This window comes from Nostoc sp. CALU 546, from assembly GCF_048836525.1.
Map to the genome: position 1 here is coordinate 1 of NZ_JAWJTF010000037.1, position 22,084 is coordinate 22,084.

The window sequence follows — 22,084 nt, forward strand, 5'->3', positions numbered from 1 at the left end:
ATCGACGGGGAGGTTTGGCACCTCGATGTCGGCTCATCGCAACCTGGGGCGGAAGTACGTCCCAAGGGTTGGGCTGTTCGCCCATTAAAGCGGTACGTGAGCTGGGTTCAGAACGTCGTGAGACAGTTCGGTCCATATCCGGTGCAGGCGTAAGAGCATTGAGAGGAGTCCTCCTTAGTACGAGAGGACCGGGAGGAACGCACCGCTGGTGTACCAGTTATCGTGCCAACGGTAAACGCTGGGTAGCCAAGTGCGGAGCGGATAACCGCTGAAAGCATCTAAGTGGGAAGCCCACCTCAAGATGAGTGCTCTCACCACAATAAGTGGGTAAGGTCACGGGCAGAACACCCGTTCTTAGGCGGTAGGTGGAAGTGCAGCAATGTATGTAGCCGAGCCGTGCTAACAGACCGAGGGCTTGACCTCACAACTCATTTGGTTTCGCGTTACTTGCAGTCTTCAGGGTTTCTGAAGTATTAGAAATGTAAAATTTCAAAAGTCATTTTTAATTTTACATTTTTAATTTTTAATTCCCATCAGGTTTTCCTGGTGTCTATTGCGCGGTGGAACCACACTGAACCCTTCCCGAACTCAGAGGTGAAACGCTGCTGCGGCAACGATAGTTTAGGGGTAGCCCTACGCAAAAATAGCTCGATGCCAGGTTTATTCTTACAACAAGCCCCAAGCAATCATAATTGCTTGGGGCTTTTGTTTACCCTGAGAACCTCTGCATTGGTATACATCAAAGGTACTTAAACCTTAAAATTACAATTTTAGCAATTAGTTAAATTCTCCAACGCCAACTCGGCGTTTTTACTGGTGAATCCCACAACCGGATCATCTCATCATCTAATTTCAGCAGGGTAATGGAACAACCTTGCATTTCTAGAGATGTTATGTAGGGGCCTATCAAGTTTCGCACAATTTGCAATCTTTGCTGTTCGCAAATTTGGGCAAGTTTGCGATAAACAATATATAGTTCGGAAACTGGAGTTCCACCCATACTATTGACGAAAGCTAATAAACGATCGCCTTTGGCAAATGGTAGACTTGTTAGTTCTACATCTAACCATTCTCCTTTGTCTTCATCCCACTCGCGTAGTGTGCGGGTGTATGCTTTATCCTCAATGAGCGATCGCGTTAAAATTTCGGTAATTTCATCTACTGATTTGATAGCTGTGCGTTCTGTTCCAGGCTCACCGTGAATACCGATACCTAATTCAATTTCGCGATCGCTTAATTCAAATGTCGGCGTTCCATTGGCGGGAACTGTACAAGATGTTAGAGCAATTCCCATACTCCGCCCATTCAGGTTTACTCGGCGACATAAATTTGCTATTTGTGGCAAATCATACCCAGCCTCAGCCGCCGCGCCACAAATTTTTTCCGCCAGTATTGTTGTTCCCACACCCCGCCGTCCTTGGGTATAAAGGCTATCCTTAACTGCTACATCGTCATCAATCAAAATATTTAGTGATCGAATGCCCTCACTACGGGCTAACTCCGTTGCCATTTCAAAGTTCATCACATCGCCACTATAATTTTTGACGATGTAAAGGATACCAGAGCCTCCATCTACTCGTTTGGCTGCTTCTAGCATTTGATCAGGAGTAGGGGAAGTGAAAACCTCACCAGGACAAGCTGCATCAAGCATTCCTTTGCCTACGAAGCCAGCGTGCATGGGTTCATGTCCACTGCCACCACCTGAAATAATTGCTACTTTACCCTGTATAGGTGCATCGGCTCGATAGACAAAAGCAGGGTCATGGTTCAGTTTAATTAAATCGGAATGAGCCGCCGCCATACCTTCTAGACTTTCGCGCACAAAGTCTTCCGGCTTGTTGATCAGCTTTTTCATAATCCGTGTTTGGTTAAAAGGGTGTTAAAACCCAGGTTATAGCGCTTCTGGTTTGTATGCAATACAGTCTGACCTCTCTCTAATTAAAAGCTACCGTGTACACACAAGCCCACAGCCATATCTTTATTAATAAATCTCTCACTGCGTTTCTATCCCGCCTCGGAATGAATTCCGAGTCTAATAGCTGAAGTCCACTTAAGTGGACTAAATAATCAATTCAGTCCACTTGAGTGGACTTTCGCTATCAGCCCTGAACTTCAGTTCTGGGCGGGATGTCGGTCAGTGTGACAGTTTCACTCAATTCAAAGATTCCATCAACTGAATACACTTGTGCATCTGCTGGCGCATGGTTTCTTTATCAGCATGAAACCTTCGCCCGTGACCTGGTAGCACCCATTCAAAAGAGTAATTAGCCAAGTTACGCATTGATTTAGTCTGTTCTGACCAAGAATACCAGCAGGCATTGTGGAATGCAGCTAGTTGGTGGAAGCTTTCTGACCAAGCGAGATGATCGCCAGTGAAGAGAAACTTATTTTTATAAAGTAGGACTGTTTGCCCTTTAGTGTGACCGGGAACTGGAATAATTAATAAATCTGGAGTCAAGGTAAATGGTTCAGAACCAGTTAGCTGTATTTCTACATTGCGAGTATCCGCAGTAATATCATCAACGTGGAGGATGCGATCGCACTGAAAATGCTCGGCAAACTTTTGATGATCTACCACATCATCCTTATGAGTTAGGTACATATAACGAATTGGCCCCAGTTCTTCTAAACGCTTGACTAAAGGCGGCGTAAAACGGGGAGAATCCACCAAAATGTTACCTTCTGGAAGTTGAATTAAATAGCTAGCAGCACCGTAAGATTTTTCAGAATGATAGCCGCAATGGTAAATATTTTCTGTTACTAATATTGGAAAACTTTGTTGAACAGCTTTGATATCTTTTGGTTTATCAACAGTGCCAATGGAACTAGTAGGACAAGCTAAAAGTGCTTGCAGTGCAGCTAATTTTTCAGCCTCATTCGTTGGTTGATGATAAACAGCCGATTGATCGTCAACATCATAAAATACTTCAGGAGCCATCCAGCGACAGGTATCACAATCAATACAGGTAGTATCTACATAAAAATCGCCGTTGACATTTTGGGGACGACGCTGATTTAAATGAGCCATATTAATCCTTTTGCTTCCAGCCACTTACTGGGGGATCGATAAACCTTATATCACTACGCTAGCAAAAGTAACTTGAGACTGTAGCCGCCACTAGAAGTAAATCCGCTCAAAAACATAAAGACTCGTGAAACCTAGTAAACAGAAAGAGTTTCCCTATCAAGACCTTTTAACTATTGATCGCTTGTGGGTAAAATGTAGTAATGGGCGCTTTGGTTTTAGTATCCAGAAGCAAATATGGGACAGCGTTGGGGGAAAACCTGACTTAGATTTGGAAACCTGGAAATATTTCGGTGAGTCTCTAGGATGGCGGATTAAAAATAATTGGAAGCCTTATGAATTTCTCTCATTTACATTAGCTGCTCCGGAAGGACAACTACCTAGAGCGATATGGAGTATGAGATTAGATGGAAGAAGAAAAAGACTCTCTGCCCTTACATCAAGACTTGTAAATTATAAAATTTAGTAGTTAAGGAAAGATTAGCTATGACTGAAATTGTGTTTATCGTTGAAGATGATCCAGATGGTGGTTATACAGCTAGAGCTTTAACCGAGTCAATTTTTACTCAGGCTGACGATATAGAGACATTACGCGAAATGATCCGTGATGCGGTTCACTGTCATTTTCCTAATGAAGAAAATCGTCCGCGAATAATCTTACTGGAATGATAAGGTATTAAAAATTTTCACTTTTGAATTAGAAGTTTTAGAAATGAGATCGCTTTTGTAAGTTTACAACAGTTATAACGCCTCCCATTCATCTCTGCTTATATTAGCTTGACGTAATATTCTATTTAGTAAGCTTGGGCTGATGTCTCCTTGATGCGGATTGGGAATTGTTAATTTTAATTCACCTTTCACCATGTATTGATGCTTACCACCTGTGTAAGGCCCATCAAAACCTGCATCTTTCAAATAACGAATCAGATCCCGCCGATTAATCGATCCAAAGGGTGGCATTAGGCAACCTCTTTGGTGAAATTCAGGTCAACACCATCGAGTATAGGTAGAGTATGACCCAAACGCAATCCTAAAATAATCCATCCTTCAAGAGCATCTTGCAAATCTTCCCGGCAAGCCTCTAGTGTTGCAGCATTTGCCCACACTCCCTGACATTCTGGAATTTCGCCATAGAAAGTTCCATCCTCAAGCAACTCGTAGGTTGCTTTGTGCATTCCTGTATGAATGTAATTTGTCAACATTTAGATTTTTTACAAGTTCATTGAGCTTTTTAATCAATTTGGTTATGAGTGAAATTATACTCGCGTAGGCGTAGCCCATCGTAGACATCGCAAATCTGCCAATCTCTAATTATTATGTATATTTTTTAATTTCCAAAAATGCGATCGCGCCCCTTTACCAAACGCGATCGCTAAATTTTCCATCCCCTAAGCTATAAAATGCAACTGATTGATCGCTGCATTAATTAGATTATGGGTAACGGGAAGACTATCAACTACCATCCCCAGACACAACAGCATCATGTAGGAGATGGAATAGAGAAACAACTCTCTAGCGACAGTGCGATCCTCTGGATTTTGCAACAGCCGCCAAGATTTGTGGATAAATAATCCTCCCAGACTTAGAGCGATCGCAGCATAAAGAATTCCACTTGCACCCAAAGGATAAACCAATAACACAGTTGCAAATACTGTCACCAGCGTATAGTACCAAATCTGCTTCACGGTTGCCGTATCACCTTCGATCACAGGTAGCATTGGTATCCCAACCTTTGCGTAATCGTCCCGAATCATTAGAGCTAAAGCCCAGAAATGGGGCGGTGTCCACAAAAAGACGATGGCAAAAATTAACCATGCTGACCAGCTTAATGTACCCGTCACAGCAGCCCAACCCACTAACGCCGGAATTGCCCCAGCCGCCCCACCAACAACGATATTCTGGGTGGTGTGGCGTTTTAGCCAGTGGGTATAGACCAAAATGTAAAAGACGATGCCAGAGAAAGCTAGCAGGGCGGCTAACAGGTTGGCAAATACTGCTAGGAGTGTAAAGGAAATCGTCGCCAGCGCGATCGCAAAAATTAGAGCATCGCGTGGCTGCACCTTACCCGAAGGTATCGGACGATGGCGCGTCCGCTCCATGTCATAATCAATATCCCGGTCATAGACACAGTTAATCGTCTGGGCGCTTGCAGCAGCCAAAGTGCCACCAGTGAGAGTTACTAGCAACAGCAATGGGTCTACTTCTCCCTTAGCAGCAATCCACATACTCCCAGCCGTGGTAATCAAAAGCAACGGAATAATCCGAGGCTTCGTTAGCTGGTAGTAGCTTTGAACTACCTGTAAAAATGTTTCGTGGTGGCGAGAGACATTAGTCTCAATCATTTTGGCTCTGGTTCCTTATTTTTCAACAACTTATATGCAGCCCCCGCTCAAGCTGGCTCTTTCAGGCAAATGAAAACACAGATTTTCTGCACCTGCGTGGGTCGCAATACTCGCCGTTGCGGCCATAATTTAGTGCTCAGTTAGGAGTTAGAGACACGATTAATCGCGTCTGTACAAGAGTTAGGAATTCTTGCTTCCACTACTCCCTTTGTTCTCTGACTCCATACTCAGCACTCATTGCTCAAGACTGTGATCTCGCGGCTAGTAGCCCAGTCACGCAATGCGAGAACTGTGAAAGCCACCAAAGTACCCAGCAAAGCTGCTCCTATAGCTTGGTGAGAGACTGTGAGAGGTTCGACTTGGAGATGTAATTTGAAGGTGGCGAATCCCAACAAGATTTGTAAGGTCAACAACCCACCAGCCATATTTGCCAGTCGCCGCAAGGCTGGATGTAGTGCTGGTGTCCGCCAACAGATAAATACCATTGCCAAGGTTGCCACTGTTGGCGGCACTAAACCAGCAATATGGCTGTACATTACAGTACAAAGTTGAGAACCGCCGAGGCATTGATGTAGCGCCCAGCGAGAGCCTACCAAAGCACCTAGCAGACTTTGCAGGTAAACTAAAACAGCAGCAGTTAAACTGACCCAAGGTAACTTACCAACGGTTCCAGTCCCCTGATAGGGTGTGAGTGCTGTGCCGATAATCAAGAGGGTGCTAAAAAACAATAGCGCCGTGCCTAAATGGGCGGTAACAATATCAAACCGCAACAGTTCGGTGACGGTGAGTCCCCCCAAAACGCCTTGGAAGACGATTAGAAATAGGGCGAATGTGGATGCCCAAGGCAGCCAAGAGGGTAAGAAACGACGATGCCACCAGGACAAACCGAAGAGTGCGATCGCGCTTAAACCAATTAAAGCCGCATCCAATCTGTGAAACCACTCCAGGAATACCTGGAGATTCATCTGCTTGGCTGGCACGAGTTCGCCATAGCATAAGGGCCAGTCTGGGCAAGCAAGTCCAGCATTCATCACGCGGGTGGCACTGCCTATTGCCATCAAAATTAAGGTGGCTATGCATATTTTCCACACCAAGCGACGAATCATTTCCTTGGGCTTTTGCTGCTCAACTGCCGCTTCATTTTGTTGTTGTAGGACAAATTCGCTCATGAAGGATACCTTCTGCCCGCTCTTGGTGGATCTCTTAAAATTTTCAATTTTCTTTTAGCGTCCCATCTTCACCCTAGCGTATAGGCTAAGGGTTTATAGATTAGCACTCACTTATACTTTGAATCACTCTGGCAAGGTTTTGCCTGAAGCTTTAGGTATTTTTCAAGATGTCAAAAATTGATTAATGACAATTAATTTAAGCATTCTAAATTTTTCCTTAAATTTTTTCACTGGTTTGCATCTATTTTTGGCGTTGTATGATAGTAAACTCATACTCAAAATTACTAAAATAGCCAAAAAAATTAATAAAAATTTCAGACCTTTGTCCCCCATGTCTGACAGCCTAGACTACCTTAGTAAGTGAGTAGCTTCGAGATAACATAGTAAATTCAATTAAGTAAGCCGTGAAGATTCCAAGTTCCATCTGGACATTACTCATTGGCATCGTGCTAACGCTAGCCAGCCTTTGGTACGGTCAAAATCACGGTCTGTTGCCAGCAGCCGCCACTGATGAAGCCGTCTTGGTGGATGGTCTGTTCAACGCGATGATGATCGTTTCTACAGGGATATTTCTGCTCGTTGAAGGTATTTTAATTTACTCTGCATTTAGATATCGTCGGCGTGCAGGTGACAATGAAGACGGCCCACCAGTTGAAGGTAATATACCTTTAGAAATTCTCTGGACGGCGATCCCAGCAATTATCGTTATCGGTATTTCTGTTTACAGCTTTGATGTGTACAACGAAATCGGTGGCTTTGATCCCCATTCTATCCATGAAGCACCGATGAGTCAGGAGTCAATGGCAATGCCTGGAACCGCAATCGCTGCAACTTTAAGCGATACTGCTCCTGGCACTGAACCGAACCTCAATCAAGAAAAATCTGATGAGGCAATGCAAGACCCAGCTACGGCAGAAGTTCGTAATGCTGACCAAATTCCCCAACTGCGGAATGCCCCAGGTGTAGGTATTGTTGCTCCGACAATTGGCGGCAGTCCTGAAAAAGCAGGCAAACCAGCAGAATTACAAGTCAACGTCACTGGTCTACAATATGCCTGGATTTTCACCTATCCTGAAACTGGTATAACTACAGGTGAAATGCACGTCCCCATTGGGCGAGAAGTGCAAATCAGCATGACCGCCAACGATGTCATTCATGCCTTCTGGGTTCCAGAGTTCCGCCTAAAACAAGATGCGATCCCCGGTAGGCAAAGCGAGATTCGCTTCACCCCCCAAAAAGCAGGAGATTATGTCCTAATCTGTGCTGAACTTTGTGGCCCCTACCACGGTGCAATGAGAGCGCCAGTAGTTGTTGAGCCACAAGAAGCCTTTGATAAATGGGTACAAGAACAGCTAGTTGCTAGCAAAGAAACACTAAATCAAGCGATCGCTGTTAACCCTGCCGATCTATCCCCACATGAATTTCTTGCGCCTTATACCAAGGACATGGGAATTAAGCCAGAAATCCTCCATCAAGTTCACCATTAATCAATATGTTATTTAGTCAAAATCCAATGACTAATGACTGATGACTAATGACCAATGACTAATGACTATGACACAAGCTCAGTTGCAAGAAACTGCCAATATCCCTGCCCTTCTTGAGGAACCAGGGGTCAGAAAATGGCAAGACTTCTTTGGTTTTCAAACCGACCATAAGGTGATTGGGATTCAATATCTAGTCACTTCGTTTATTTTCTACTGCATTGGCGGCGTGATGGCTGATTTGGTTCGCACGGAATTGCGAACCCCAGAGGTAGATTTTGTCACCCCGGAAGTCTACAACAGTCTGTTTACACTGCACGCCACGATCATGATTTTCTTGTGGATTGTGCCAGCCGGGGCAGGGTTTGCTAACTATCTAATTCCCCTAATGATTGGGGCAAAAGATATGGCATTTCCTCGGCTGAATGCTGTTGCCTTTTGGATGATTCCCCCTGCGGGTGTGTTGCTAATCGCCAGTTTAGTGGTAGGCGATGCACCAGATGCCGGCTGGACTTCTTACCCTCCCCTGAGTTTGGTGACAGGACAAGTGGGCGAAGGCATTTGGATTATGAGTGTCCTGCTGCTGGGTACGTCCTCAATTTTGGGGTCGATAAATTTCCTGGTGACATTGATCAAGATGCGTATCCCCAGCATGGACATTCACAAAATGCCCTTGTTCTGCTGGGCGATGTTCGCCACTTCGTGCCTAGTTTTGGTATCAACCCCAGTCTTAGCAGCAGGTTTGATTCTGCTTGCCTTTGACTTAATTGCCGGGACAACGTTCTTTAACCCAACTGGCGGTGGCGACCCAGTAGTATACCAGCACATGTTCTGGTTTTACTCCCACCCAGCGGTTTACATCATGATTTTGCCCTTCTTTGGCGCAATTTCAGAAATTATCCCCATTCATTCCCGCAAGCCAATTTTTGGCTATAAAGCGATCGCTTATTCCTCTCTTGCTATTAGCTTTTTGGGGCTAATTGTTTGGGCGCACCACATGTTCACCAGCGGTATCCCTGGTTGGTTGCGGATGTTCTTTATGATCACCACCATGATCATTGCCGTACCCACAGGAATTAAAATATTTAGCTGGTTAGCAACCATGTGGGGTGGAAAAATCCAGCTTAACAGTGCCATGCTATTTGCCATCGGCTTTGTCGGCACCTTTGTAATCGGCGGGATTAGTGGCGTGATGTTGGCAGCAGTGCCCTTTGATATTCACGTTCACGACACTTATTTTGTGGTGGCCCACTTGCACTACGTCCTATTTGGTGGTAGCGTTCTAGGGATTTTTGCAGCCATTTACCATTGGTTCCCGAAAATGACGGGACGGATGGTAAACGAATTTTGGGGTAAGGTTCACTTTGCCTTGACTATTGTCGGTCTAAACATGACCTTTTTACCCATGCACAAACTGGGCTTAATGGGCATGAATCGCCGTATCGCCCAATATGACCCCAAATTCACCACACTGAACGAAATCTGCACGTATGGTTCTTACATACTGGCAATTTCGACATTTCCCTTCATCATCAATGCGATTTGGAGTTGGTTGTACGGCGAGAAAGCTGGCAATAATCCTTGGAGGGCACTTACCTTAGAGTGGATGACTACCTCACCACCTGCGATCGAAAATTTCGATCAAACCCCAGTACTGGCTACAGGCCCCTACGACTACGGTTTGGAACATGCTAATGAAGGTGTACCTTTATATGATCCCAATCCAATCTTATCTGGTGGGCCAAACTCAGTATTAAGAGCAGAACCCGATCCAGCGGTTGCCGCTAATCCCGAAGACCGCAAATAAACAGGGAACTGGGGACTAGGAATTTCTTCTCCTCTGCTCCCCATTCCCCATTCCCCATTCCTCATTCTCCACTTATAAAAATTCATGCAAAGTCAAACTATTGACCCAGCTAAAACGGAACTGAATCATCACCACGCAGCAGAAGCATCTGTCGGTCATCACGAAGAACATCCAGACCATCGTCTGTTTGGACTATATGTCTTCCTGATTGCTGAAGGGATGATTTTTATGGGACTGTTCGGAGCCTACTTGGCTTTCCGTGCTACCTTACCTGCATGGCCACCAGCAGGTACTCCAGAGTTAGAACTATTGTTACCTGGAGTCAACACTATCAATCTAATTTCTAGTAGTTTTGTCATGCACAATGCCGACACTGCTATTAAAAAGAATGATGCAAAGGGTGCGCGAATCTGGTTAGCAATTACCGCTGCAATGGGTGCTATTTTCTTGGTGGGTCAAGTATATGAATATACCCATTTGGAATTTGGTTTGACTACCAATTTATTTGCTAGTGCATTTTACGTTTTGACTGGTTTTCACGGATTGCACGTTACCATCGGCGTTTTGGCAATTGTTGCTGTGTTGTGGCGATCGCGCACTCCGGGTCACTATAGTAATGAAAAGCACTTTGGTATTGAAGCAGCCGAAATCTACTGGCACTTCGTTGACGTAATTTGGATTATTTTGTTCGGATTACTGTATCTACTGTAAGTATTAATTAATTAGTTGTTCAATCCACGCTGACAACTGAATAGGCCCCCATTAGGGGGCTTTTTTATTTATTAATAACAAAATTCTGCCGTTGCAGATGGCTGTCTTGAATTTCCTATATAGCAATACGGTTCAGTTAAGGGCAGCTGGCAAAAATTTTGGGTTTTCGAGACGCGATAAATCGCCGTCTCTACAAGTATTTTGGTCTTATCTGAACTGTATTGTCCTATATACATAGGACTCATATTTGATTTGGTGAAAAAACTCAGTACAACTAAGAAGCCTTCTTGACTGTAGCAAGATTGCCTATTGCCTGCCTACGCAAATTAGTTCAGAAATCAAAGCGGATTCCTATATAAAGTAAAAAATGGGAAAAATCGGAAAAGTCGGATATTTTATAGAAACTCTCATTTGAGTCGTTCACATATTTGTTGTCGGATTTTTTAATAAAAAATACTTATTTATTCTAATTTTGATGTTTTATGAATGACTAAAATCTGGTAATAAAATATCAGTAAATACCGTGAAGTTATGTGTGGTTTTTAAATCAGCATATTCAATGTTTTCTCAGTAATAAGACTTAATAGTTAAAATAAATAAACACTCCTAATTCCTGAATGTTCTCCTCGTTCGCAGTTTAAAATACTGTAATTAGTGTTAAATTTACTTAAGTGATAAAATTATTGAATTATTGCGGAAATTAATTTTGTATTAAGATACCTACAAAGGTATTAAATGAACCAGTCAAGATGCTAACCATGAAACTGTTCCAAAGCACATAAAGCCTGATCATCCGACTGCCTCAAATACCAGCAAATCTAGCAGCAGGCATTCATAACCTCACCCAAGCTCTGAATGGTCAGTAAATATAAGAAGTAGTATATGCCATATGAGCCAGAACCCTCTAGTCAGAAAAACACTCCGAAGTCGCTTTGAGACTGTCAAACTGATGGGAAGCGCAGAATATGGTAATACTTACTTGTTAGGAGGAGGTATACGCAACAGAAATCGATACTCTCTCGCCAGAAAAACACTTCGCAATCGCTTTGAGATTGTCAAACACTTAGGAAGCGGGGGATCTGGTGATACCTACTTAGCCATTGACTTGGATTTACCAGGACAACCCCATTGTGTCGTCAAACACTTTCACCCAAAAGATTCCAATCCTGCCGTTCTACCCATAGCTAAAAAGCTATTTGATCGGGAAGCGGAAGTTTTATACCAGCTAGGCAATGATCACGATCAAATTCCTAGGCTGTTTGCCCATTTTGATGAAGATGGAGATTTTTATTTAGTCCAGGAATTTATTGACGGTCACGCCTTGACTCAAGAAATCATACCAGGTCAACGTCTGAGCGAGAATACAGTCTTAAATTTATTAAAAGACATCCTGGAAGTGCTGGCCTTCGTTCACCAACACAATATTATTCACCGAGATATTAAGCCTCAAAACTTAATGCGGCGGTATTCTGATCAGAAGATTGTGCTAATTGACTTTGGCAGTATTAAGAAAATTGGTGCTTTGGGAGCAGGCTTAACAATTGCTGTTGGGACTCCTGGATATATGCCAAGCGAACAGGCTAAGGGAAAGCCAAAACTTTGCAGCGATATCTATGCAGTAGGTATGATTTGCATTCAAGCTTTGACAGGTTTAATACCTGAGCAACTACCAGAAGATCCCAGTACTGGAGAAGTTATCTGGCGCGATCAGGCACAGGTAAGTGACGCTCTGGCAAATATTTTAGATACAATGGTTCGCGATCGCTACAACCAACGTTATCATTCTGCCACAGAAGCTTTACAAGCACTTAACTCGGATGTGACATTATCACATTCCTCACAATCTGCTGACATCAACCACAAGGCTGATGATACCTATTTGTTAACTTATAGAAACTTTATTTTACTGCTGGGCATTGGTCTTGGTGCTACCACTAGTTTAATAGTAATAGTTTTAATTTATACATTTCTCAATACGGGGACATCGCTTCCAAACCAACCTACTCCACTAAAGAGTTTTCTAGAAAAATTTGTTGAGTTCCCGTTAACTAATACAAATAACCTATTAGCCAAATCAGCAGCTAACAAAGGAATCTGTCAAAGCAATTGCACCATTACAAAAACTACCAAATAGCAAATTTAATTTCACTCAAATAGAGTTAATCATCTATAGTAATCCGATTTGATTTCTGAATCACTCGTAGAGGTAAGGAACTGGGGATTGGGGAACTCGGGGCCCCCTCTGGGGATTAGGGGCAATGGGGACTGGGAAGAAGGAATAAAGGTGTACCTAGCTTCCCAAAAATCAAATATGAGTCCTATAGTATAACAATCCGATAGCGAAGCGGTAGCGAGTCTTGTCTACGACACGCTATGCGAACGAGCGTCTTTGACTTCTGAATCACTCGTAGAGGTAAGGGACTGGGGACTGGAAAGAAGGAATAGAGGTGTACTGAGTTTTGTTCAAAAATCAAATATGAGTCCTCTAGCAATCATAAAACTATCTATTAACCATATATAAAAGGTTTACTTTAAATCTAAATATTTAAAAAATATTGTAGGATAAATACTTAGATATTCCTGTAAGATAAATACAATAAACAACACTTAAATATATGGACAATACAAATCAAAGAAAAGCTTTAATTAACAGCGAAATCGCCCTCTTTCTCAGAGGTTTGATTATTGGTAAAGTTCTAACACTTATGGTTATTGGCGGATTACTTTGGTGGTTATTGAAGCCAAATTTATTGTCTCGCAACAGCGTTAACTCTTCCTCTAATCAGAATTTCAACAGTGTCTCTAGTAATAATGCATCAACCTTTCAGACAATTGCTGATGTTCCTCCTGCCTCATTCAACTACGGAGGTAGTACAGCTTGGGCATCTATCCGGCAATTGGTAGATTCTCAGATTCAGAGCGATCGCCCGGAACTACAATTACGCTATGTAAACCCTGTTAATAGCAGCCCTGGTTCTAGCTCCGGTATTCGGATGTTGCTTGATGGGAAACTAGACTTTGCTCAGTCTTCCCGTCCTCTCACAGATGAAGAAAAAGCTACGGCAAAAGAGCAAGGCTTCACCCTTGAGCAACGTCAGGTGGGTATGGATGGGATAGCAGTAGTAGTCAACCCATCACTCAATGTACCTGGTTTAACTGTTGAACAATTACAGCAGATTTATTTGGGGCAAATTACTAACTGGAATCAAGTAGGTGGGCCAAATCTACCCATCACAGCTTTTTCCCAACGACCAGAGGACGCAGATACAGTAATATTCCCTAGTAACAGCGACTTAAAGGGGCAAGCACTTGGCTCTAATGTGCAGTATGTTTACTCTACTACAGAGGCAGTGCGCCAACTCAGTAAAACCCCTGGTGGTGTGTATTATGCTTCTGCCCGTTCAGTAGTCTTTCAATGTAGTGTGAAGGCTTTACCGTTGGGTAACACTTCTGGTCAGTTAATTCCCCCCTACCGCGAACCGATGGTGTCGCCTGAGCAGTGTCCACGTCAGCGCAACCAGCTAAATAGTCAGGCGATCAAAAATGGTAGTTATCCAATGATCGCTAATTTGTTTGTGATTATTAAGCAGAATAAAGGTCGGGAACAGCAGATTGGAAATGCTTATGCCAATCTTTTATTAACTGACCAAGGACAAAGGGCAATTGAGCAAGCTGGTTTTGTCGGGGTTCGCTAGTAGATTTGAAGGACAATTGAGCAAGCTTCCCAGAGCTACCCGACTTGTTTAAGAAGTCGGGTATTTACTACCGCAAGGCGGAAATCAAAAGTCAAAAGATTGATATATCAAGGCTTGTACCTGTTTGAAATAGTAGGTTTATTTACGCCGCGTTGTACTAGGGGAAGCGATCGCTTTTCTATCTATTCACTGCTACTGCTTTTTCAATATTAATGTATCGATCACTTGAGTTGAAGTTCACTCAACAGCATAAGAACTAAACTGGCGTTTAAAAGGAGAATGGAACCCAATAACAATATCAGAATGGGGTACACCTAACTCAACCAATCGTTCAGCAACAGACTCTTCCGTACCGTTATACTGTATCCATATTTTCCCATCTTGAATATCAAAATGCATGACCGGGCCAAACACCCGCTTATCTCCTTGCCAACCAACGTAGGCTAGTTGATAATGGTCGTTCTCGTTGTCTAAAATTAATTGTGATTTGACTGTATCGGTATTAGATGTGATTTGTTGATGTTCGCTCAAAATTTGTTTGATAAATTGTCTATAGCGTTCTATTTTATCCATAGCCGAATTTCCTCACGTTTTGGGTCATAAATTATCAACTTAACTTGGTAACGATGAAGGGTGCGTTGGACAAAAGAAAGTTGGAAAAAGTCTTGATATGTTTCGATAGGAACGGCTAGATAAAGCACTCTATCTGCTTCTTTCTCTTCAATAGCTTGGCAGTAATTGAGATATTGTCCAAGTGCCGTATGAAATTCACTGATATCTGAATCTGCAATAAAACTCTTAATTTCAACAGCTATTTTCTCTTTATTCCGTTCTGCGGCAATGGCATTTTCAGCGGCTAAGTCTATTTGTAGTTTAATCGCTTCACTAACACGAATTGTAAAAGGGTCGTGAGTAATTATCCACCCATCTTTGATTAATGCTTTTTTTACCTGTTGATGGAAAACATCTTTAGCCATTTTGCTATCTCTAGATTAGAGTCAGCTTAACCCAAAATGATATTTTAGCTCTATGTCATGCGTTCCCCAAAGGGGTTGTCGTTCGCGCAGCGTGTCGTAGACAAGACATCGCACTCTCCATTATTCTGCATTGCTGCGGCAAGTTTATCTAGATTTTGACGAACAGTGACACTACGGTGATGATTTACACCCCAAATTCGTTCACAAATATCTAAAGCTTGCAAATAAAGCGGCTCTGCTTCACCATAACGCCCTGTTGCACGATAAATTTCTGCCAAATTGTTGAGACTTTCCGCAACATTAGGATGATTTTCTCCCAACAAAAGCTTATCAAGTTCTAATGCTTTTATACATAAAGATTCCGCCTCATTGTAACGTCCCTGTTCTCTATACATATAACCCAAAGCGTAAATAGTATCTGCTAAAAGCGGATGCGCTTTTTGTAATACACGCTGCTTGAGTTCTAATGATTGCAAAAACAAGGATTCCGCTTCACTGTAGCGTCCTTGAGCGCGGTATATTAAACCTAAATTATGCAAATCTGTTGCAACATCAGGATTCTCTTCTCCCAAAAATCGCTTATCTAGTTCTATTGCTTGTTGCGACAACGGTTCAGCTTCACTGAAACGTCCTTGATGATAATAAAGTAGTGCTAAATTATTCAGTATGAGAGCGAAAGAAGGATGATTTTCACCAAGCAGACGTTTTTCGAGTTCTAATGATTGCAGATACAAAGGTTCTGCTTCGTCATAACGTCCTTGTTCATCATATAGTAGTGCCAAATTGTTCAGACTGGCCACAACATCGGCATGGTTTTCTCCCCACAGACGCTTCCTCAGTTCTAAAGCTTCTTGATATAAGAGTTCCGCTTTATTATATTGTCCAGTAGATTTGTATAGTCCTGCCAAATTATTCAGGCTAGTAGCAAAAGAAGGATGGTTATCTCCTAATAGACGTTTCCTCAGTTCTAAAGCTTGTTTATATAGTGGTTCGGCTTCGCTATAGTGTCCCGTTGCACGATATATTCCTGCTAAATTATTGAGGCTATTAGCTAAGTCTACCTGCAAACCTAATTCATTTTGTAACTCACTCGCCTGACGCCAATATTTAATTGCTAATTCCTGTTCTTCTTGATAATTTTGAGATTCACCCCGCTCTAATCTGCTGCGATAAATATCACCTAACCTTGAATATAAGGTAGCCAAGGTAGGATCTTTAGTTCCCTGTTCCTGTTCTACTTTCTCGATTAGCCTTTGTAAATCTTGAATGGGTAAGAAAAAGGGGTTATTTTCATTCGTATCTGTGCTGGCTAATTCTGTGTCTCTAAAAACAAAGCGAATGTGTTCTAATTCTTTACCAGGAATAGCATTTGTCTTTTTAGATTCAAACCGGAATACACCATTGCGCCAACTCCAAAAATCAGGGGCTTTTTTAATCAGGCTGACTAAAATTTGATTAGTTACCCAAAGCACGATCGCAAAAGGAAATTCGCGCAATCCTTCCCTTGTCCACTGTAAGTAGCCAAAAAATTTCTCCTGTTCCGATTGCTCATTTCCCAACCTGAGAAAATAAAGTTGTTCAGCACCCGTAACAGTAATCACCGCCGGCTTCTGCTGACGGAGATATTCTTCTTGTTGAACCAGTTGGTTAAGAGCAGCTTTTAGGCTTGGTTCTTGACGTGCTAAAGTTACTCGATATGCACGGAAGGCGGGTTGTAATTCAGCTTCATACTGGGCAATAATTTCATCACGAAAACTACCATCATCGCAAACCGCAATCAGTAAATTTAAGCCGCGTTTTTGAGCTTCAATAGAAACAATTAAATCATCATACGCATCTTGATTTTCTCCCTCATCATCTAATAATTCTTCATTTAACATTAATCGCTCCCTGTCTTCTCAAGCTTTCGATAATAATTGGATGAACATCATACCAAGTTTCATCGGTGCGATATTCTAGAACATACAGCCCATGTAGCAAATCTAAAAACTCTGCTTGTTTGGGATCATTGGGCATAAATTGTTCATAAACGCTCTGCAAAATATCGATATCAGTTTTTCCTAAGCGGATGGAAAAATCATTGCGAATTTTATTTATTGCTTGCAGAAGAATTTTATCATCAATAATAACTTCGGCTGAAGGATTACGCCGGATAGTCCGCAAACATATACGGCAACATTCCTTAGAAATGCGAATTAGCTCTCGCAATACGCCACCACTGTAAATTACAATTTTTTCAGCCGTTTCAGCCGCAATTAATTCACTGGGAATCCGTTTTTGTAAAACTTCACCTAGAATCTTTGTTGCTTCCGGGCGAGGTTGAGCATTAGGGAAGCGATTTTTACCTTTATCAAATATTTTTAAGACAGGCATTGCCACAACTTGATCGTTAGTTTCAGTGGCAATTATTGTACTAATAAATGTTTCTCGAAGGACTGCGATCGGGATAGTGTAAATAATTTGAAAGTTAGGTTGACAAAGAGCCTTAATGTTATCTCGATAAATTTCGTTAACTCTGCCTAAGTCAAGTTTATCTAAATCATCAATAATTACTAAAACGTTTTGTTTAGTTGCAGCTTGAATAAGAGCAGCGATTTCGTTAATTCTGGCAACTAAATCTGATAACTTGCGTTCAAACTCTTGCTTAATTTCATCCCGAACGCTAGCATCAGCTTTTAATTTAGAACTAATCAATTTTAAAAGGTCAAAACCTATACTAGCTTCTGCTTGCAAATTTGTTTCTTCAGTGCGAGTGCGGGTAGCAAACCACTTATAAAGAGCTTCTTTAGTAGATTGTGGAATATCAACCTTGCGGGCTTCGGCCTCTGTCATTAAATTAACTGCGATCGCAAACAGTATATTAATATGATTAACCGCCGACATTTCAATTTTGTCAGCAATAGAAAACAGAACTACAAAATATTTATCTTGAATTTGTCGGCTAAATTCAGCTAACAAAGTAGACTTACCACATCCTCGATGTCCTGTAAAGACAATTTTGCCATCTCCATTAGGACTATCTTCTACTAATTGGTTAAGGTCTGCAATTAAATCATCACCATATTCGACTCGAAATCTTTCCATTTCGTTCCGTTCCATCAACGGAAACAGTTCGAGATTGCTGTATGCTTCTTGAAAGGAGTTTAATAAGTCTTGAGACATTGGATAGTGCCGTAAACGTGCTAACTATCCATATAATGGCTCATGATTTTTGAAGCACAAGTTTAGGTAATTACAATTTTTCTACCTCTGTCAAAAAATGACTACTAGGTGATACTGTCTTATGTTTTCAAAGACGATACTTTCAGTTCCACAATCTCAACCGACAAACAAGTAATGGAGGTGAATATAAATAAAAATCAATGATAGATTATACATTTAATAAATATAAATAAATAACAGATTATACATTTGAGATAGTGAAAGTTACCTAAAAAATAAATAAAATTAAATTTTCGTTTATAAAATTTAATTTTCCGCATCCTGTGTTTATGTACCCTCTGGCTATTATTACAAAACGGTCTCTGTCTATCTCTCCGTACTCAAATGATTCTTCTACTGTTTTCTGTGCTTGGTTGCAACAGCAGCAATAGATATGTATTACACCAAGCGATGCTTGCGGCTGACTATACCTACGATCTTTTTAACTAACTGTCCGTTTCATCGGAATTTCGATCCAGAACTCACAGCCGTTACCAGGTTCAGAAATACACTTGATATTACCACCGTGTTTTTCGACAATAATTTGGTAGCTAATAGATAAACCCAAACCAGTACCTTGTCCAGGTTGTTTGGTGGTAAAGAAAGGTTCAAAAATGCGCGATCGCACCATCTCTGGAATCCCACAACCATTATCGGCAATCCAAATCAGAATCATATTCCCTTCTATGACTCTTGTCCGAATCCAAATTTTAGGATTGTCAATTATTTTTCCACTAGTTGCTAAGTTTTCCAGTGCATCGATCGCATTGTTGAGAATATTCATAAATACCTGATTCATCTGGGCTGCATAGCAGACTACTGAAGGCAATTCCCCATATTCTTTAATTACCTCAATAGCAAAAGAATTAGTCTCTGGTTGCAGTCGATGTTGTAAAATTAGCAAAGTACTGTCGATGCCTTCATGAATGTCTACAGGCTTCATGCCTGTTTCGTCAAGTCGAGAAAAACTTCGCAACGACAAGACTAATTGAGAGATGCGATCTGCTCCTATTTTCATTGAAGTGAGAATTTTGGGCAAGTCATCACTAATGAAATCTAAATCAAGTGTTGCTACTTGCTTTTGAACTTCTCCTGTTGTCTTAGGATACTGTTTCTGATAGAGGCGCAGTAATTTCAATAAATTTTCGGCATGTTCAGTAACGTAAGTTATGTTGCCATAAATGAAACTAATCGGGTTGTTAATTTCATGGGCTACACCAGCAACTAACTGTCCTAAGCCTGCCATTTTCTCACTTTGAATTAACTGACTCTGAGTGTGCTGTAATTCTTTAAGAGTCTGGGTGATTTCTTCTTTTTGACGTTGAGTTTGTTCAAATAATTCCGCTTGTTGAAGTCCTACCCCTAACTGAGTACCAATCTGCATCAGCAAATCTATCTCATCTTCTTGCCAATCACGGGGTTGGATATTTTGATAAGCTGCTAGTAATCCCCAAAGTTTCTCACCCTGAAAAATCGGCACAATCATATATGCCCTAGCCTCCATTAGTTCAATCAGGGCAATATAAGGAATAGAATCATCAGTGCTGTAAATATCCTTAATAACCAGAGTTTTACCATTAGCAAAATCTCCTACTTGGTTTTTTTGCAAGTAATCATCTACCATCGCAGGTACAATTTTTTTTACTGGTGTCCAACCTTGAGCTAAAGACTCAGCAACAAATTCGCCACTCCAATCAGCCCGAAATCGATAGATTGTCACTCGATCAACTTCTAATAGCCGCCGCACCTCTTCTGTACTGGTAGCAAAAATGGTGTCAATATCAAGAGACTGGCGAATTTTCTCCACAGTTGCGGCTAAGGCCTTCTCCCTTTCGGCTGCTTTGCGTTCTCGTTCGGCGGCTTTAGCCAGTTTTTGAGCTTGCACCTGCACCTGTTTCAATGACTCAGCTTGCTGTAATGCTACTCCCAATTGGACGCCAACTTGTGCTAGCAAGTTGATTTCTTCATCTTGCCAATAACGAGGTTGGGAGTTTTGATAAGCTACTAGCAACCCCCACAATTTCTCGCCCTGAGAAATTGGTACAAAAACTTCATTCCGTGCATACTTACCCGCTTGCTTTCCTTGCACAAGAACGCCTTCTGTTACAGGTTGCGGTTTAACTATTGGTGTCCAACCATCAACAATGGAATCAGCGACAAATTCGCCACTCCAATCAGGATAGAAGCGGTAAATTGCGACTCGTTCCACTTCTAATAACCGACGGACTTCTTGAGTTGTGGTTTTAAAGATGGCTTCAATTTCCAAGGACTGACGAATTTTTTCTACGGTGTTCGCCAATGCTCTTTGCCTTTCAGCAGCTTTACTGATCTCTGCTGCTTGGATTTGCATTTGTTGGATAAATTCCGCTTGTTGCAAAGCCACACCTAATTGAGTGCCCACTTGAGTGAGCAAATAAACCTCATCTTTTTGCCAATCACGGGTTCTGGCGTTCTGGTATACTGCTAGCAAGCCCCAGAGCTTCTGACCGTGGTAAATGGCAATGATCACATAAGCTCTTGCTTGATAAATTTCTAATATTTTAATGTAGCAGTCACTAAAGCCGGAATTGTAAATATCATTACAAACACGATAAACTTCACATCGACTAAAGCTACCACCCTCTGTATCTTGTAAGTAGGTATCAGGAATTGGGGGGTTAGCTAAATCTTTGGCGCTGCATTCACTAACATTTTCACTCAATTCCGGTCGCTGCAATTGTTCATGGATCAAGGAGATCCAACCCTCTGCCACTGATTCAAACACGAATTCACCACTCCAATCGGGATTGAAGCGATAAATAGCCACGCGGTCAGCATTTAGCAGTTGCCGAAGTTCTGCGGTGCTTGTGTGGAAAATGCTTTCCAAGTCTAGGAATTGACGAATTTTCTCAATGGTTATGGCTATGGTTTTTTGCCATTGGGCTGCTTTTTCTCTGGCTTTTGCTTGTGCTAGTTGTGCTGATTGCAGTTTTACTTGTTCTAGGTAATCTGCTTGCTGCAAAGCAACTCCTAGATGTTCAGCAATGAGTTGCACAAACTCAATTTCTGATGCTTCCCATTGCCGAGGACTACTACACTGATGAATACACAGCAAGCCCCATAAATCTTTACCTTTCATCAAAGGGGCTGTTATATTGGCACGTACCTGAAATCTTTCTAGAATCTGGATATAGCAATCACTAGCATTAACTTGATAAATATCAGCTATTGCTCTAATCCGACCTTGCTGATATAGTTCTGCAAATTTCTCACTAAAGCAGTGGTCGCGCAGTTTGGCTGCTAGTGCCGAATCCCATTCGGTTCCCACATCTTCATAGATAAATTCCCCTTCCCATGCCAAATCAGGATCAAAACGAAACACGCCAACCCGATCGCTTTTTAAAAGTTGGCGGACTTCAGTGACCGTAATTTTGAAGATAGTTTCTATGTCTAGAGACTCACGAATGTGGGCAATAACTCCAGACAAGGCTTTTTGTTGCTCATTTTGACACAGAGAGGCTGTTGTCACATCTGAATGAGACTCTTGCTGTTCTGAATTTGGTTCTATGGGTTGAGTGGTAGAGGAGTTTTCCATTCCCAGTGGGACTTGAAATATTGAAAGTCTTCTATCTCATGATTCCCGTTGCGATCGCAAAGGTAACAGTCATTTCCTTTAAATGCTAGAAAAAACAAT

At 41.9% G+C, this 22,084-nt stretch carries 18 protein-coding genes and 2 rRNA genes; 9 read left to right on the top strand and 11 right to left on the bottom strand.

Translation table 11 applies throughout. The features are described 5' to 3' along the window. Positions 1–423 (top strand): 23S ribosomal RNA (locus RRG12_RS19135); the annotation flags it as partial. A gap of 119 nt (positions 424–542) precedes the next feature. Beyond that, positions 543–660, top strand: a 5S ribosomal RNA gene (gene rrf, locus RRG12_RS19140). 121 nt (positions 661–781) lie between these two features. Here the strand turns inward: rrf and dhaK are convergent. Both dhaK and RRG12_RS19150 read right to left on the bottom strand, forming a co-directional pair. Then, positions 782–1,855 carry a dihydroxyacetone kinase subunit DhaK gene (dhaK, locus tag RRG12_RS19145; protein WP_420760357.1) on the bottom strand — a complete coding sequence of 358 codons (1,074 nt, stop codon included), beginning with the start codon at positions 1,853–1,855 and terminating at the stop codon, positions 782–784. 297 nt (positions 1,856–2,152) lie between these two features. After that, positions 2,153–3,028, bottom strand: a complete 876-nt coding sequence (locus RRG12_RS19150) for an MBL fold metallo-hydrolase (RefSeq protein ID WP_420760358.1) — start codon at positions 3,026–3,028, stop codon at positions 2,153–2,155. Between the two features lie 124 nt (positions 3,029–3,152). Between RRG12_RS19150 and RRG12_RS19155 the strand changes: the two genes are divergently transcribed. Together RRG12_RS19155 and RRG12_RS19160 are read left to right on the top strand one after the other, a co-directional pair. Then, entirely contained in the window at positions 3,153–3,491 is a 339-nt protein-coding gene (locus tag RRG12_RS19155) for a GUN4 domain-containing protein (protein WP_420760359.1), read from the top strand. A 20-nt stretch (positions 3,492–3,511) separates the two neighbouring features. Beyond that, entirely contained in the window at positions 3,512–3,694 is a 183-nt protein-coding gene (locus RRG12_RS19160) for a 2-oxoisovalerate dehydrogenase E1 subunit beta (protein WP_420760360.1), read from the top strand. Between the two features lie 72 nt (positions 3,695–3,766). Here RRG12_RS19160 and RRG12_RS19165 read toward each other — a convergent pair whose 3' ends face one another. The 4 genes from RRG12_RS19165 to RRG12_RS19180 all read right to left on the bottom strand — a co-directional run bounded on the left by RRG12_RS19165 (position 3,767) and on the right by RRG12_RS19180 (position 6,536). After that, complete coding sequence (locus RRG12_RS19165; RefSeq protein ID WP_420760361.1) at positions 3,767–3,985, bottom strand: type II toxin-antitoxin system HicA family toxin; 219 nt, start codon at positions 3,983–3,985, stop codon at positions 3,767–3,769. Continuing rightward, on the bottom strand, positions 3,985–4,227 hold the full coding sequence (locus tag RRG12_RS19170; RefSeq protein ID WP_322638475.1) for a type II toxin-antitoxin system HicB family antitoxin: 243 nt from the start codon (positions 4,225–4,227) through the stop codon (positions 3,985–3,987). Before RRG12_RS19170 ends, RRG12_RS19165 begins: the two co-directional genes overlap by 1 nt. Positions 4,228–4,413: 186 nt before the next feature. Then, positions 4,414–5,367 (bottom strand): heme o synthase, encoded by a 954-nt coding sequence (locus RRG12_RS19175; protein WP_289799504.1) that lies wholly within the window; start codon positions 5,365–5,367, stop codon positions 4,414–4,416. A gap of 227 nt (positions 5,368–5,594) precedes the next feature. Beyond that, positions 5,595–6,536 (bottom strand): COX15/CtaA family protein, encoded by a 942-nt coding sequence (locus tag RRG12_RS19180; RefSeq protein ID WP_069071819.1) that lies wholly within the window; start codon positions 6,534–6,536, stop codon positions 5,595–5,597. A 404-nt stretch (positions 6,537–6,940) separates the two neighbouring features. On the opposite strand from RRG12_RS19180, the gene RRG12_RS19185 reads away from it, so the two are divergent. The 5 genes from RRG12_RS19185 to RRG12_RS19205 all read left to right on the top strand — a co-directional run bounded on the left by RRG12_RS19185 (position 6,941) and on the right by RRG12_RS19205 (position 14,233). Beyond that, complete coding sequence (locus tag RRG12_RS19185) at positions 6,941–8,023, top strand: cytochrome c oxidase subunit II (protein WP_069071820.1); 1,083 nt, start codon at positions 6,941–6,943, stop codon at positions 8,021–8,023. Positions 8,024–8,090: 67 nt separating this feature from the next. Continuing rightward, positions 8,091–9,827, top strand: a complete 1,737-nt coding sequence (gene ctaD, locus RRG12_RS19190) for a cytochrome c oxidase subunit I (RefSeq protein ID WP_420760391.1) — start codon at positions 8,091–8,093, stop codon at positions 9,825–9,827. 84 nt (positions 9,828–9,911) lie between these two features. Next, the gene (locus RRG12_RS19195) at positions 9,912–10,538 is read left to right on the top strand and encodes a cytochrome c oxidase subunit 3 (protein ID WP_420760362.1); all 627 of its coding nucleotides are present in this window, start codon (positions 9,912–9,914) and stop codon (positions 10,536–10,538) included. 889 nt (positions 10,539–11,427) lie between these two features. Next, positions 11,428–12,672 (top strand): protein kinase domain-containing protein, encoded by a 1,245-nt coding sequence (locus RRG12_RS19200; protein ID WP_420760363.1) that lies wholly within the window; start codon positions 11,428–11,430, stop codon positions 12,670–12,672. Between the two features lie 481 nt (positions 12,673–13,153). Further along, a complete protein-coding gene (locus RRG12_RS19205; RefSeq protein WP_420760364.1) occupies positions 13,154–14,233 on the top strand; it encodes a PstS family phosphate ABC transporter substrate-binding protein in 1,080 nt (359 codons plus the stop codon). A gap of 237 nt (positions 14,234–14,470) precedes the next feature. Here RRG12_RS19205 and RRG12_RS19210 read toward each other — a convergent pair whose 3' ends face one another. The 5 genes from RRG12_RS19210 to RRG12_RS19230 form a co-directional block, all read right to left on the bottom strand. After that, entirely contained in the window at positions 14,471–14,806 is a 336-nt protein-coding gene (locus RRG12_RS19210) for a XisI protein (RefSeq protein WP_420760365.1), read from the bottom strand. Beyond that, positions 14,794–15,210, bottom strand: coding sequence for a XisH family protein (locus RRG12_RS19215; protein ID WP_420760366.1), 417 nt, complete (start codon positions 15,208–15,210; stop codon positions 14,794–14,796). The genes RRG12_RS19210 and RRG12_RS19215 overlap by 13 nt, the downstream gene beginning before the upstream one ends. 50 nt (positions 15,211–15,260) lie before the next feature. Continuing rightward, positions 15,261–17,090, bottom strand: coding sequence for a tetratricopeptide repeat protein (locus RRG12_RS19220; protein ID WP_420760367.1), 1,830 nt, complete (start codon positions 17,088–17,090; stop codon positions 15,261–15,263). After that, positions 17,080–18,372, bottom strand: coding sequence for an ATP-binding protein (locus tag RRG12_RS19225; protein WP_069071827.1), 1,293 nt, complete (start codon positions 18,370–18,372; stop codon positions 17,080–17,082). The genes RRG12_RS19220 and RRG12_RS19225 overlap by 11 nt, the downstream gene beginning before the upstream one ends. Before the next feature lie 481 nt (positions 18,373–18,853). Beyond that, the gene (locus tag RRG12_RS19230) at positions 18,854–21,985 is read right to left on the bottom strand and encodes a GAF domain-containing protein (protein WP_420760368.1); all 3,132 of its coding nucleotides are present in this window, start codon (positions 21,983–21,985) and stop codon (positions 18,854–18,856) included. Positions 21,986–22,084: the final 99 nt, after the last annotated feature.

What these genes read in the sequence shown, in the direction of transcription:
- RRG12_RS19230 (WP_420760368.1), bottom strand. Translation starts at nt 21,985, where the DNA reads ATGGAAAACTCCTCTACCACTCAACCCATAGAACCAAATTCAGAACAG.
- RRG12_RS19175 (WP_289799504.1), bottom strand. Translation starts at nt 5,367, where the DNA reads ATGATTGAGACTAATGTCTCTCGCCACCACGAAACATTTTTACAGGTA.
- RRG12_RS19160 (WP_420760360.1), top strand. Translation starts at nt 3,512, where the DNA reads ATGACTGAAATTGTGTTTATCGTTGAAGATGATCCAGATGGTGGTTAT.
- RRG12_RS19225 (WP_069071827.1), bottom strand. Translation starts at nt 18,372, where the DNA reads ATGTCTCAAGACTTATTAAACTCCTTTCAAGAAGCATACAGCAATCTC.
- RRG12_RS19165 (WP_420760361.1), bottom strand. Translation starts at nt 3,985, where the DNA reads ATGCCACCCTTTGGATCGATTAATCGGCGGGATCTGATTCGTTATTTG.
- ctaD (WP_420760391.1), top strand. Translation starts at nt 8,091, where the DNA reads ATGACACAAGCTCAGTTGCAAGAAACTGCCAATATCCCTGCCCTTCTT.
- RRG12_RS19205 (WP_420760364.1), top strand. Translation starts at nt 13,154, where the DNA reads ATGGACAATACAAATCAAAGAAAAGCTTTAATTAACAGCGAAATCGCC.
- RRG12_RS19170 (WP_322638475.1), bottom strand. Translation starts at nt 4,227, where the DNA reads ATGTTGACAAATTACATTCATACAGGAATGCACAAAGCAACCTACGAG.
- dhaK (WP_420760357.1), bottom strand. Translation starts at nt 1,855, where the DNA reads ATGAAAAAGCTGATCAACAAGCCGGAAGACTTTGTGCGCGAAAGTCTA.
- RRG12_RS19210 (WP_420760365.1), bottom strand. Translation starts at nt 14,806, where the DNA reads ATGGATAAAATAGAACGCTATAGACAATTTATCAAACAAATTTTGAGC.
- RRG12_RS19195 (WP_420760362.1), top strand. Translation starts at nt 9,912, where the DNA reads ATGCAAAGTCAAACTATTGACCCAGCTAAAACGGAACTGAATCATCAC.
- RRG12_RS19180 (WP_069071819.1), bottom strand. Translation starts at nt 6,536, where the DNA reads ATGAGCGAATTTGTCCTACAACAACAAAATGAAGCGGCAGTTGAGCAG.
- RRG12_RS19150 (WP_420760358.1), bottom strand. Translation starts at nt 3,028, where the DNA reads ATGGCTCATTTAAATCAGCGTCGTCCCCAAAATGTCAACGGCGATTTT.
- RRG12_RS19220 (WP_420760367.1), bottom strand. Translation starts at nt 17,090, where the DNA reads ATGTTAAATGAAGAATTATTAGATGATGAGGGAGAAAATCAAGATGCG.
- RRG12_RS19200 (WP_420760363.1), top strand. Translation starts at nt 11,428, where the DNA reads ATGAGCCAGAACCCTCTAGTCAGAAAAACACTCCGAAGTCGCTTTGAG.
- RRG12_RS19215 (WP_420760366.1), bottom strand. Translation starts at nt 15,210, where the DNA reads ATGGCTAAAGATGTTTTCCATCAACAGGTAAAAAAAGCATTAATCAAA.